This is a genomic window from Streptomyces stelliscabiei (genome assembly GCF_014873495.1).
Classification (GTDB): domain Bacteria; phylum Actinomycetota; class Actinomycetes; order Streptomycetales; family Streptomycetaceae; genus Streptomyces; species Streptomyces bottropensis.
Genome location: NZ_JADBGF010000001.1, coordinates 447,055 through 459,725, shown reverse-complemented (window position 1 = coordinate 459,725; position 12,671 = coordinate 447,055). Strand labels below are relative to the sequence as shown.

The 12,671-nt window shown below is 68.4% G+C and carries 9 protein-coding genes and 1 pseudogene; 5 read left to right on the top strand and 5 right to left on the bottom strand.

The genetic code is table 11. The features are described from left to right. The first annotated feature begins 11 nt into the window (after nucleotides 1-11). Nucleotides 12-1,652, top strand: a complete 1,641-nt coding sequence (locus tag H4687_RS01960; RefSeq protein ID WP_046912863.1) for an AMP-binding protein — start codon at nucleotides 12-14, stop codon at nucleotides 1,650-1,652. 128 nt (nucleotides 1,653-1,780) lie between these two features. On the opposite strand, the gene H4687_RS01955 is transcribed toward H4687_RS01960, so the two are convergent. The 4 genes and pseudogenes from H4687_RS01955 to H4687_RS01940 form a co-directional block, all read right to left on the bottom strand. Further along, entirely contained in the window at nucleotides 1,781-2,593 is an 813-nt protein-coding gene (locus H4687_RS01955; protein ID WP_050399677.1) for a methyltransferase domain-containing protein, read from the bottom strand. A gap of 541 nt (nucleotides 2,594-3,134) precedes the next feature. Continuing rightward, nucleotides 3,135-3,290: pseudogene (locus H4687_RS01950) on the bottom strand (transposase); the annotation flags it as partial. 15 nt (nucleotides 3,291-3,305) lie between these two features. Further along, a complete protein-coding gene (locus H4687_RS01945; RefSeq protein WP_233443750.1) occupies nucleotides 3,306-4,394 on the bottom strand; it encodes a phosphotransferase in 1,089 nt (362 codons plus the stop codon). A 24-nt stretch (nucleotides 4,395-4,418) separates the two neighbouring features. Continuing rightward, nucleotides 4,419-5,768 carry an aspartate aminotransferase family protein gene (locus tag H4687_RS01940; protein WP_050399676.1) on the bottom strand — a complete coding sequence of 450 codons (1,350 nt, stop codon included), beginning with the start codon at nucleotides 5,766-5,768 and terminating at the stop codon, nucleotides 4,419-4,421. A 1,084-nt stretch (nucleotides 5,769-6,852) separates the two neighbouring features. On the opposite strand from H4687_RS01940, the gene H4687_RS01935 reads away from it, so the two are divergent. Next, nucleotides 6,853-8,022: an ROK family protein gene (locus H4687_RS01935; protein ID WP_046914332.1), complete on the top strand. Its 1,170-nt coding sequence runs from the start codon at nucleotides 6,853-6,855 to the stop codon at nucleotides 8,020-8,022. A gap of 535 nt (nucleotides 8,023-8,557) precedes the next feature. On the opposite strand, the gene H4687_RS01930 is transcribed toward H4687_RS01935, so the two are convergent. After that, a complete protein-coding gene (locus tag H4687_RS01930) occupies nucleotides 8,558-9,163 on the bottom strand; it encodes a TetR/AcrR family transcriptional regulator (protein WP_233443749.1) in 606 nt (201 codons plus the stop codon). Between the two features lie 3 nt (nucleotides 9,164-9,166). Between H4687_RS01930 and H4687_RS01925 the strand changes: the two genes are divergently transcribed. From H4687_RS01925 to H4687_RS47940, 3 genes are all read left to right on the top strand, one after another. Further along, nucleotides 9,167-10,633 carry an APC family permease gene (locus H4687_RS01925; protein WP_225966556.1) on the top strand — a complete coding sequence of 489 codons (1,467 nt, stop codon included), beginning with the start codon at nucleotides 9,167-9,169 and terminating at the stop codon, nucleotides 10,631-10,633. 447 nt (nucleotides 10,634-11,080) lie between these two features. Further along, nucleotides 11,081-11,869, top strand: a complete 789-nt coding sequence (locus H4687_RS01920) for an alpha/beta hydrolase (RefSeq protein WP_318787700.1) — start codon at nucleotides 11,081-11,083, stop codon at nucleotides 11,867-11,869. Between the two features lie 145 nt (nucleotides 11,870-12,014). Then, nucleotides 12,015-12,503 (top strand): transposase, encoded by a 489-nt coding sequence (locus tag H4687_RS47940; RefSeq protein WP_404819263.1) that lies wholly within the window; start codon nucleotides 12,015-12,017, stop codon nucleotides 12,501-12,503. Nucleotides 12,504-12,671 lie beyond the last annotated feature (168 nt).

The following is a 12,671-nucleotide window of genomic DNA, read 5'->3' as shown; positions in this document are numbered from 1 at the left end:
TCCTATGAGAAGTGGAAATTGTGAACCCGATCACCACGTTACGCCCGTCCGCCGACACCACGGAGCGGTACCGCAAGGAGGGCTTCTGGCGCGCCGACACCATCCTGGACGACCTGACGCGGTGGCGTGCCGAGACACCCGACGCCCCCGCCCTTCTTGTGTCGGAGGCCGGCCGGGGCCTCATACGGATGAGCTACGCGCGCTACGCCGAGTACGTGGACCGCTTCGCCGGCGCGTTGCACGCCCTGGGGGTGCGCAGCGGTCACGTCGTCGCGATGCAGGTGCCGAACGTCTGGCAGGTCGGACCGCTGCTCCTGGCCTGCGCCCGGCTCGGGGCCGTCGCCGCGCCCATCATGTGCGCGTTCCGCCCCCGTGAGCTGGAGCGGATGCTCCGCCGACTGGACGCCGTCGTCTGCGTGACCATCGACCGGTGGGACGGGTTCGAGCACGCCGCGGCGCTGGCCGAGATGGCACCCCGGCTGCCCGCACTGCGCCACCGCGTGGTGCTCGGCGAGCGGACCGGGGACGGGGAACTCGACTTCCGCGAGTTCTTCGAGCACACGGAGCACAGCATCCTGCCGGATCCGTCCGTGGTGGACCCGGACCGGGTTGCCCTGGTGCTCTTCACCTCCGGTACCTCCGGTGAGCCGAAGGCCGTACTGCACACCCTCAACACCCTGTACGCCTGGTACGCCCCCGTCGCGGCCGCCGACGGCATCGGCCCGCACAGCCGCGTCTACTCACCGAACGCGGCGACACACATCGTCGGCCTCACCATGGGGATCTTCATGCCGCTGCACCGTGGGGGGTGCGCGGTCATGACGGACCGCTGGGCGCCGGATGCCGTCGTCCCCTTCCTGGCCCAGGCCCGGGTCACCTGGATGGTCATCGTCCCGGTCTTCCTCTCGGCGCTGATCGACGCGATGGAACGCGCCTCGCGGCGACTGGACACCGTGCGCATCATCCGCGCGGGAGGTACCACGGTTCCGCAGCCGCTGTTCAGGCGGGTGACGGAGACCTTCGGAATCCCGTTGGACGTGGGCTGGGGCATGACGGAGGGCGCCAACACCTTCACACGCGCCGGAGAGCACCCGGACCTCGCCGGGCGCACGGTCGGGCGTTGCGCGCCGGGCCACGAGATCGACCTGCGGGCCGACCACCCGATCAGCGACGACCGACCCGGGCGTCTCTTCGTGCGCAGCCCTTCGCTGTGCCTGGCCACCTGGGGCCGGGACGACGGCCGTTTGACCGTGCTGGCCGAGCACGACGACGGCTGGTACGACACCGGTGACCTCGCGGCGCCGGACGGCCACGGCGGCATCCGGCTCCACGGCCGCGCCGAAGACCGGATCGGCGTCATCATGATCCCGGTCAGCGATGTGGAGTCGGCCCTTCTGGACCACCCCGACGTACGGGATGTCGCCCTGGTCGGCTACCCGGACGGCCACGGCGGCGAGCTGGCCTGCGCGGTCGTCGTCCCGGGGGAGCGGACGCCCACCCTCGAAGGCCTGCGGGACTGGCTCGGCGGGCTCGGCATGAGCGAATGGTGCCTGCCCTCCCAGCTGGAACTCCTGCCCCAACTGCCGCGCAACGAGACCGGCAAGGTGCGCAAGAACCTGCTCCGGGAACGGATCCAGCCCCACTCGAACTGACCTGGGGATTCGGGTCGCCCGGGAGACCGTCCCCGGGCGACCCGATCGTCAAGCCCTGTGCCGACCCTGCGCGGGTTCGCCTCCGTCGGAGGAGGACGCGGCGGGCCGCCCACGCCGATCCCGGTCCGCTATGACGCCTGGCGGGCCGTGGTGACGAAGAAGGTCGCCGTCGCGGTGAAGGCGTTGCGGCGCGAGAGATCGCTCAGGTCGTCCTTCCATCGCGCCGCCTCCTCCTCGCTGACGACGCCTTGGGCGAGAGCCGCCGTCAGGGCCGGCTCCAGCACCACGCCGAACGCGGGCGCGTGATCGTTCAGCGCCGCCATGATGGGAACGACCTCGATGTCGGTGAAGCCCGCGTCGGCGAGGTGGGAGGCGCTGCGGGTGCCGGAGTGGGGATTCGGGACGGCTGAACAGAACGCGTGCTTGACCGCCTCGGTCGTCTCGGGAATCCGTGAACTCACCACCATCGAACCGAGATCGGGGTCTGCTAGAACGATGGTTCCGCCCGGCCTCAGCACCCTGCGGGCCTCGGACAGTGCCTCGGCGGGGTCGCCGAAGTGGAGGAAGGTCCGCTCGGACCGGTACCACGACAGTTCACCGTCCTCGAACGGCAGCTCGAAGGCGCTGCCTTGGACGAAGCGGCAGTGCGGGAACCTGGCCAGGGCCGCGTCGACCATGGCCTGGCTGCTGTCGATTCCCACGGCGTCCTTTCCGAGCCGTACGAGATCCGCTACGGCGCGGCCGGCGCCGCACCCGACGTCGGTTCCTCTGCCCTCGGCGGTCTCCAGAGCGCGGTAGGTGGCCTCCCGCACTGCGCGACCGCTCTCGCTCTCCTCCATCTTCCGCAGATAGGCGATGAAGTCCTCGGGGACGCCGGACGAGTCGACGTCGTGGAAGCGTGCGGCAAGGCTCTCGGCTGTGCGTGGTCCGGTGGTGTCCACGTGCTGCTGTCTCCCGTCAGGGGGTGCCTGATGTTCGCGTGCGAGTGGCGCTTGTTGAAAGTCAAAGCAGCGTATCAGTAGGGGAGTTGGGGACCGTGGAGTACTGCAATCGGTGTCTGCCGGGGCCGCTTTCCGGGTTCGTCGTCGGCGTGGTCACGGGTGGGGCCTGTCCGGCCCCGGCCGGTACCTCGCGGGGGCCCGGGGCCGCCACCCGGACACGACGAGGGGCGGCGGACCCACGCCTCGTCCACCGCCCCCGCCTCAGGGTCAACTCACCCCCGTCAGCAGCCCCTTGAGGGCAGGCGCCTTCATCTTTCTGTCGGCTTCTTCCTGTGCCTGGAAGAAGCCCGGCTTCTTGCGCAGATGCGGGTTTTGCAGATGTACCACCAGCAGACCGAGAACCTTCTGGTGTCGTACTCACCGAATTGGCCCGCCTATGGTCCGGATCTTGGTCAGGGCGAGGGTGTGGCGGGCGGTTCGCGGTGATGTGGCACGGTGGTCGCCCCGCCTGCTGGCTTGCCCGGGGCAGGAACTCCCTCGGTCGTCGGCAGAGGCGGGCGAGGTAGCCGAACCACCGCTCGACCTGGTTGATCCAGGAGGAGCCGGTCGGAGTGAAGTGCAGCTCGAACCGGGGGCGTTCGGCCAGCCAGTTCTTGATGGCGGGGGTTTCGTGGGTGCCGTAGTAAGTAGAAGTCACACACCCGACCAACGATCAACTACTGGCACTGGACACAATGCGTGATCGGAGTCGGGCGATGACGTCGTCCAGGCTTACGGCCAAGGCGCGCTCGACATTGATCCAGTCGTCCTTGGCGTGGCCGAGGAGGTATTCACGCCGTTCGGGTGCGCGCTCCGCTCGCCAGTTGGTGAGCAGCGCGCGCAGCGTGAGTCGTGCCAGTGCGGCAACCGGGAGCAGTGGAAGTTCCGAGTCCTTGATCGGCCGCGTGCGTTGGTAGCCTGCGGCGAAGGCGCAGGCATCCCGCCAGGGATGATCCGGCGTCCTGGCGAGCAGGTTCGCCATGGGAACGGCGGGGTCGAAGATCACCGCACTGCGCACCGTGTCGCCGAAGTCGATGACGCCGGTGATGAAATGCTCGCTCTTCTCTGGGTCCACCACGATGTTGTAGGGGCTGAAGTCCCCGTGGATCACCTGTGCTTCGAGATCGCTCAGCCTCGGGACGACGTTTTCGCCGAAGAGCCGGAAGACCGACTCGGCCAACCGGCGGTGCTCGGGATTCGGCGTGTGCTCGACCAGCTCGGTCAGCTGGTGGAAGTGCCGGAGGTCCCAGGCCAGACCTCGTCGGTCCGCCGGATGCGTGAACGTCCTGAGCGCCACGTCGACCCGCCCCAACATCTCGCCCGCCTTGGCGAGCCGCTCGACGTCCGGGCTCGCCAAGGCCAGGATCTGGCCTTCGACGAAGTCGAACACCCGCAGGACCCGAGGCCTGCCGTCGTTCACCCTGATCGTGACATGGTCCTCTCCGTCAGCGGTCAGCTTCACCCGCTGGACGGGCAAGTGCGGAGCGGTGCTTTCGAGGTAGCGCAGCGCTGCGGTCTGGAGGTGGACGACCGCCTCCGCCTCGTCAGGCGGTGAGACCTTCACGAGGTACTTGCGCGAGTCGGTGCTGAGTCTGAACGTGTCGTCCTTCTCGGTAGCCAGTCGCCCCAAGCGCCCGGTGAGGTGATAGTGCTCCTGGAGGAAAGCGCTCACCAGCATCACGTCGATGGGCTCGTGGGACGACGTCAGACCGCTCTCCTGGAGGAGCCGCTGTGCACGGTTCGTAGCTGGTGAGGTGTTCACGGTCAGTCCCTTCGGCCGGCCTTGTCACAGACGATTTTTCGCGACCTCGGCGAAGGTCTCCAGGAATCGGGTCACATCGGCGGAGTCGAAGGCCAGCGGAGGGCGGATCTTCAGGGTGTTCGCCGAGGGGCCCGTGCCGCTGATGAGAATCCGGCGCTCGCGCATGTCGTTGATGACGTTGTCGGTCAGCGCGCGGTCCGGCTCAAGGGTGCCCCGGTCCTTCACGATCTCCACGCCCACGAACAGGCCGGCACCGCGGACTTCGGCGACGTAGGGGGAGTCCTTCGTGATCTCCCTCAGCCCGGCGCGCAGAGCGTTGCCGCTGACCAGGACGCGCTGCTGCACGTTCTCCTTCTCCAAGACGTCCAGCACCGCCGCGCCGGCTGCCACGGGGATCGAGCTGCCGCCGAAGGTGTTGAAGTAGCGGACGTTGCGTCCGAACTCGTCGCTGACCTCGGGGCGGAAGACCACACCGGAGATCGGAATACCGTTGCCCATCGGCTTGCCCATGGTGACGATGTCCGGCAGGACGCCGTGCCGGGTGAAGCCCCACATCGACTCCCCGAGCCGGGCGAAGCCCGACTGCACCTCGTCCGCGATGTAGACACCGCCGGCCGCGTGCACCTCCTCCACCACGCCCTGCATGTATCCGACGGGATCCGTGAAGATGCCGTCGCTGGAGTAGGCACAGTCGGTGATCAGCGCGGCCAGCCGGTAGCCGTGGCGCTCCAGGTCGCCGATCGCGCCGCGCACCTGCTGCCGCATGTGTTCGGCGAGCGTGGATCCGGGCTCGACGAGGCGGGGGTCAGGAGCGTCGATGAACCGGACGTTCGGGCCCAGCGGTGAGCCTGCGCCCAGGGTCGGCGAGAAGCTCGCCACCTCCCGGGTGAGGCCGTGGTAGGCCCAGCGGGTGACGATGATGCCCTCGCCGCCCGTGTGGAACCGCGCGACTCGCACCGCCAGGTCGTTGGCCTCGGACCCGCTGCACGCGATGCTCAGCTTCGACAGCTCCTCGGGGAAGGTCGCGAGCAGCCGCTCCGCGTAGTCGACCAGGGCCTCCTGGGCGTAGCGCGTGTTGGTGTTGACCGCCGTCATCTGGCGGGCGACCGCCTCGGCCACGTGGGGGTGGGCGTGTCCGACGCAGGGGACGTTGTTGTAGGCGTCGAGGTAGTCGTTGCCGTCACGGTCGATCAGGTGGGCCCCGTGACCGGAGACGAACTCGACCGGCTCCTTGTAGATGAGTGTGTAGCCAGGGCCCAGCACCTTGTCGCGGCGCTGAATGGTCTCCTGGAGGTGTTCGGGGAGTTCGCTCAGTATCCCCGGATCGAACCTGTTGGGGTAGTGGGCGAGAGCCCGACTGATCGTCGAAGTCACGGCAGGCACACCTTCAGTCTCTGTCCGGGGCTACTGGCTGCGTTGGCCGAAATCGTAACCATCATTTATCTCAGTTTCAACCTGAGACTAAAAACTTCCCTTCGGCCGGATCTTCGGGATCCAGGGAGGCCCCCGCATGCACGATGAGGGGCGCTTTCGTCATCGCAGTCTTACCGCGAACGGCCCCTGTCGCCGCCGATCCGGAGCGGGCGGCGGTGCCTGTTGGGCACACATATGGCTCACTGCCGGTCTCGTTGAGCAGGCGGGCTACCGGGCGGGTAGCCGGTGACCGAGTCCCCGCCCCCGCGGGGGCTCGCGGTGCCACCATCGCCTCGTCCATGCCCTCCAGTCGAAGTGGGCGGGTTTTGACGCCAGGTTCAGCTGGCCCGTGCGGGCGAAGCCGCAGTCGAAGTTCTCTCCCTTGACGGGGTTCTGGATGGCGTCGACCGCGTCGTGGTGCGCCCGCGGCATGCCTTCGCGTTGTCGAAGCCGTAGCGGGAGAGCGCCTCCCGGAAGCCGATCGGCATGCCCGGGGTGGCCATGCTGTCGTGGCGCCCAGGGGCGCCGAAGGTCGACCGTCCCCGTCACGAAGACATGGACGTCTGCGCTCTTCCGTGCCAGGTGAAGTGCCGCCGGGAGGCCGGTCGTGCCGGCCCGAAGATCGCCACATCGCGTACCAGGAGCGCAGCCGGGGCCGGGGGCTACCGAGCCGGATGCCGGTCGGCGACAGGAGCGCGGGTCGGTCCCGTCGCCCCAGGGCACGGTGCCGACCCGGCGACGTCGAGGTTGTTCCGGCTGATCGATGCTCGTTGCCGACAGTCAGTTGGTCGTCGACCCCGGCTTCCAGGCCCTCGCCGCAGCGCGGCATGTGTTCTCGGAGCCTTGTGGACGCTGTTGGAGTGCATCGACAGATGATTCGAGAACCGTCCGACACGGTGGAAGCCTTCGGCGAGGACGCCTCAAGGGCGGCCAGGAGGGAACGGCAAGTCCGTCGAAACAACCGCTTGTCACCGCGTCGCCCTTGGCCGTGCCGCCCAGACCGATGCGGGCACGGTCGGCGTACCGCTCTCGCTATGGTCATCACGTGACCACCAACCCGACCTCCCGCGACTACAACAAGGCGTCAGTCCTGGACGCGGTCCTCTCCCACGCGCCCTTGACACGTAACAAGCTCACCGAGCTGACAGGCCTGAGCAGGGCCACGGTCTTCAGAGCGGTGGAGGAGCTCTGGGCCGACGGCTTCCTCGTCGACTGCGGGATCGACGAGGTCACCGGCCGCGGCCGCCGGTCCACCTATCTGGACCTGTCCGACACAGCCGGCCACGTCGCCGGTGTCAGCTTCGGCGCGCAGACCACCGGTGTGCTGGTGACCAACCTCAGGGGCCGCGAGATCCAGCAGGTAACGGTTCCCACCGCCGATCACCAGGAGATCGCGGACGCCGCGCGATGGCTGGTCGGTCTGATCGCGCAGGCCGCGGAGTCCGCGCAGGGCCCCCTGCGGCAGATCGTCGTCGCCGTGCCCGGGCGGGTCCGGGGCGGCACGGAGATCTTCGGCCCTGCGGAGTCGATGAAAATCTTCGAGGGCTCCGATCTCCACCGAGCCATCGAAGACCTGGTGGACGCCCCTGTGCTCCTCGACAGCGACGCGAACGCGGCCCTGCTCGGGATCCTCACCGACGACGCCACCCTCGCCAACGCCGCGCTCTTCAGCCTCAGCACCAGACTGAACTTCGCCCACTGCACAGATCACGAGCTCGCCCGTGGGAGCACACCCACCTTCGGCGACATCGGGGCACTCTCCTCCGGAGTCGGCAACGAGATCCTCGACGAACTGCTGAGCACGAGGGGTCTCCTTCGGTTCGCCCGCAAACAGGGGCTCGATCTGGAGCGCGTTGAGGATCTCTGGCTGCAACCGCGCACCGACGTGCCGCACGCCGAGGTGCTTCAGGCGTTCACCGCGGCGATCGTGACCGCTGTCAGTGTCGTCGCCGTGACGCTGGACCCGGAGTCGGTCTACTTCGTGGGCCGGTTGCGTCCACTCGTCGACGTCGTGCTTCCCCAGGTGCGCGGGCGGCTCGACCAGATCCTTCCGGCCGTGCCGGAACTCAGGACGGGTCCGCATCTGATCGGTCTGTCGACGGCCCGGGGAGCGGTCTACGCGTGCCTGACGATCGCACAGAGACGACTGAGAGAAGCCGTGCTCGGAGCACGGCATCAGAGCCGGCTCACGGAGCGGTCCACACCGGCCTTCTGAGCCGACCGCCGACAGGCGATCGGGATGGGCTGGGCATAGGCGCTGTGGGCGTGACATGCGACGACCCTCCAAGGGGTGTGGCACGTTGGTTGACCGGGTGGAATGATCTTCTGGTTGGTGTGTCTCGGTCATCTTCCGCCCAGCGGGCCAGACCTCGCTACAGCCGGCACCTGCATGGAGACGACCTCGCGCTTTCTCGAACGCGCCCTCCTGGCCCTCGCGGTCCTCGCCGTACGCGGACGCATCAAGCGCTGAGACCGATCAAGGAGCCTGTCCTTCGCCATCGGCCCCTCTGGCGGCTGCGCTGGGAAGAGGTCCGGCGGAGGATCGTCTGGTTGCCGGCCGAGCCCCATGTGACGGGCCGCGAGGTCTCGCCGGTTCGAGCCGGGCGACCGGCACCTGTTCTTCGGTCGCGACCGGATGCTGACCGAGCCGGGCCGGCGGTAGGAGACCGCAGTGGATTACCCGGCCGGCCAACCCTGCCGGAGCGGGGCGTTGTTCATCGAGGCCGACAACTGCACCGAGGACGCGGGCGTCATCGCTTTGCAGGTCGCTGCGTGTCACGACTGGCAGACGGAAGCAGCGCCTTCACATGCTGCCACGCCTGTTCGACGGTGAGCGTGGTGTCGCCCGTCAGCAGGGCCACGCTCAGCCCGTCCATGAGGGCGACCACTCGCTGCGTGAGCGTTTCGGTGTCGTCGGTCAGCTCGCCGAGGATCCGGGCGATCGCCTCACGCCAGGCCGCGTCGAACTCGAGCTGAGCCTCGCGCAGGGCGGGCTCGTGCATCACCCGCGGCCACAGCTCGACCCAGAGCAGCCAGCGGGGGTCACCGGCGGCACGAGGGAAGTTGAGCATGCACAGACTGTGCAGCCGCTCCTCGGCCGAGCCGCCGGACTCCAGCACGAGGTCCCGCTGCTCGGCCAGCTCGTGCTCGCTCCAGCGGAGCAGCTCGAGGAGCAGACCGCTCTTGCTGCCGAAGTAGTACGAGAGGTGGCCGGCGCTCGTGTCCAAGCGCCGCCCGAGCTCGGAGAGGCTCAAGTCGGCCAAGCCGCGCTCGACGAGCAGCGCCCACGCCTCCTGCATGACCCGCTCACGCGGACGTTCGAGCCGGCGGTGTCGCCTCGACTTTTGGTCGGTCACCTCTTGACTCTAGCCACGGCGCGCCGCACAGTTACGCGGAACCCAGGTTTGAAAGGCTTTCAATGCGAGGAGTCCGTCATGGCACCGAACCCCGCCGAGATGACCGCCGAGCCTCCCGCTGAACCTTCAGGCCGAGCGACGGGACGGCTGAGACCGGTGCTCGGCGTGACCGCGGTGATCCTGCTGACCGTCTCGTGCATCACGCCGGCCTCCAGCCTTTTCATCATCGTCCCGGCGCTGCTGGCCACGCAGGGCTCGGGCGTCGTCATCGCCTTGCTCCTCGGCGTCGCGGTCTCCATCGCCGTTGGCGCCTGCTACGCCGAACTTGGCACGCGCACCCCGAGCTCGGGCGGTGAGTACGCGATGATCACCCACGCGATCGGGCGCACACTCGGCTGGCTGACCTTCGTGCTGACGGCCGCCCTGCTCGTGATCATCCCGCCGATCATCGCGCTCGGCACCGCCGACTACCTGAGCTCGATCGCCGACCTCGACCGGGCCACCACCGGTGCGGTGGTGATGCTGCTGGCCACCTGCACGGCCATCCTCGACGTCCGCGCGAACGCATTCGTGACCAGCTGCTTCCTCGCCCTGGAAGTCCTGGCGGCCGGGGTGGTCGCCTTTCTCGGCTTCGCGCACGCCGAGCGCCCGGTGAGCACGCTGGTCCGGCCGGAGGCGCTGACCGACGGGGTGCTTTCCCCGTTCACGCTCGGCGTCGCGGTGTCCGGGCTCGTTGTGGCGATGCTCATCGTCAACGGCTTCGGTACCGCGTCGTACCTGGCCGAGGAGATGATCGAGCCTCGCCGTGACGTGGCGCGTGCGGTCTTCGGCTCGATCTTCATCGCTGCGACGGTCATCATCGTGCCGACAGCCGCCGTCGTCGTGGGCGCTGGGTCACTCAAGGACCTGGGGGTGCTGGGCCTCCCCGACTTCGTCGAGGCCTGGGCCGGCCCCGGCGTCGCTGCGGCGGTGAGCGCCGGCATCGCGCTGGCGATCCTCAACGCCGTCATCGTGATGGTGCTGCAGAACGGCCGCGTGATGTATGCGTCGGGGCGTGACCGGGCATGGCCTGCTCCGGTCAACGCCGCGCTCACCCGGCTGCATCGGCGCTTCCACACGCCGGTCGTGGCGACGCTGGCGGTCGCACTGCCCGGTGCCGTGTTCGCCTACTTCGTCGACATCGAGTCCCTGCTGGGGATCACCGGCGTCATCGTCGCCGCCGTCTACCTGCTGCTGGCCATCGGGACGCTCGCTGCCCGTCGTACTCCGCATGCCGGTTGGAAGATGCCGCTGTGGCCGCTGGCTCCCGTGGTGGTGATCATCGCCCTGACCTACGCCGTGTCCCAGTCGGCTCCGGTGGACCTGGTCATCACCGCCGGGATCGTCGTCGCCGCGCTCGGCTACGAGGTGCTGTACCTGCGCCCGCGTCGCGACACCCGCTTCCTGGTGGACGCAAGGGAGGACCGGTGAGCCACCGGGAGCCGTCACCAGTCCTGACCCTGACCGGCGCGAATGTGTACACCGCCGGCCCGGCCGTGCCGTACGACGACGAAGGTGCGGTGAGCGAAGACCGGATCGCACTGGTGTCGGCGACGCCGCTGACGCGCCCGCGTGGGTCGTCAACGCGATGGTGGCCGCCCTCGACTCCGAGGGCATGAATGTGCATTGAGAATTTTCACAACTGGCAGAGGGGCCTCAGTGAAGATCAGTCAGCTCGACAGCCTCGATCCTGAGCTACGGGCACCGTTGGAAGCGCTCCTCGAGAACTTCCCTGGTGGGGTGTACGCCATCGAGGACCTGGCAGAGCGCAGGCGCATCGATGCCCTGCATGCGGCAGAAATGGTCGAGGCAATCAATTCGGCCCAGACGTGCTCCACCGAGGACGTGCGGGTGCCTGGTCCGACGGGGTGCGCAGACGTGCCTGTACGTATCTACCGGCCCAGGTGGCTTGCGCCCGTCTCGCCCGCCGTGTTCTTCATCCACGGCGGCGGGATGTGCCTCGGTGACCTCGACTACGAGCACGCAACGGCCGTGAAGATCTGCGAGGAACTCGGGGCACTCGTCGTCTCCACCGGCTACCGCAAGGCGCCTGAACATCCGCACCCGGCACAGGTCGACGACTGCTACGCCGCCCTCCGGTGGATGAGCGACAACGCGGCGCCCCTGGACTTCGACCCAGAACGGTTGGCGATCTTCGGAGGAAGCGCGGGTGGCAATCTGGCCCTTGCCGCTGCTCTCAAGGCGCGTGACCTTGCAGGACCTGCGCTCTCCTACGTCATGGCCCTCTACCCGATGGTCGACCACCGCAACACCACGCCGTCGGCTCACGAGGTCACGGAGATCGGGGCGTGGGACCGACGGACCAATGTCGAGGCCTGGGAGTGGTTCCTCGCCGGGCAGGAGCCTGACGGATATGCCGCTCCGCTGCACGCGGAGGACCTGGCCGGGTTGCCGCCGACGTTCATCGATGTGGGAACAGCTGATGTCTTCCGGGACGAGGACATCGCCCTGGCGCAGCGGCTCCTCGCCGCCGGTGTCTCCACAGAGCTGCACGTCTACCCCGGCGTCTATCACGCTGCGGAGCACTACGCGCCCGACGCGGAAGCGGCACGCCACATGTGGACGGTCCGGTTCCGAGCGCTTCGCAGGGCTCTCGATATGCAGCCCGTTCCTGTCGACGCCGACAGGAACGGGCACGACAGTTGAGCTTGTCGTTTCTCTGACGAGGTCGAAACATGCCTCGACCTGCGTCGCTCACCTGGGCATTCGTGGGACGCGCGGGTGGCCTCGGCCTGACCGTGTGCTCCGACCTGGGCGGCACCTGACGAGACCGAGGCCGTAGAGATGAGTTGTGCTGCAACAGGAGGACCGGCATGAGGCCTTCGTGAGGCTGTCACGCTTTCGTAGCGACTTCTACGACTGCCTGAACGGGCGGGCTGACGCACTGTTCGCACTCACCGACGCTGATCTGCACGGATGGGCCGGTCAGGACACCGGTCGATCTCGCCCTGGCGCCGGAACATGGCCGTGGTCACGGTGCCTTGTACGGCGGCTTGGACAAGGGGCATGTGGTAATCCGCTGGCTGGGGAGGAGGATCGCGGGGCTGTCGCTGCCAAGGCCGCCGAAGACCGCCTGGTCCTGGCGGTCGACGTCTCACCGTGGCTACGGCCGGACGCCGCGACCTGCCCGGACCGCTCCTTCTGCCGCACCTACGGCCGGGGCGAGGCCAAACATCAGATGATGCCGGGCTGGCCGTACTCGGTTCCGATCCGGGCGGCGAACCGGCGTACCACGAGAAGTCCGGCCTGCCAGGCCGACGGCGCCCGGCTGTCGAGCTGAAACCACGCCGCCCCGCTGCCGACGACCGAGGGGCAGGCATGACATCGAGATCTTTCCGCCGCCGGCCGACGAACAGGCGAGACCTGCGGGCACGGCGGAGGAGGCTCCCCGAGGATCAGATCGGCGTCATGGACGCGCTCGGGATGCGGTTGGCGCAGGAGTCCGGCG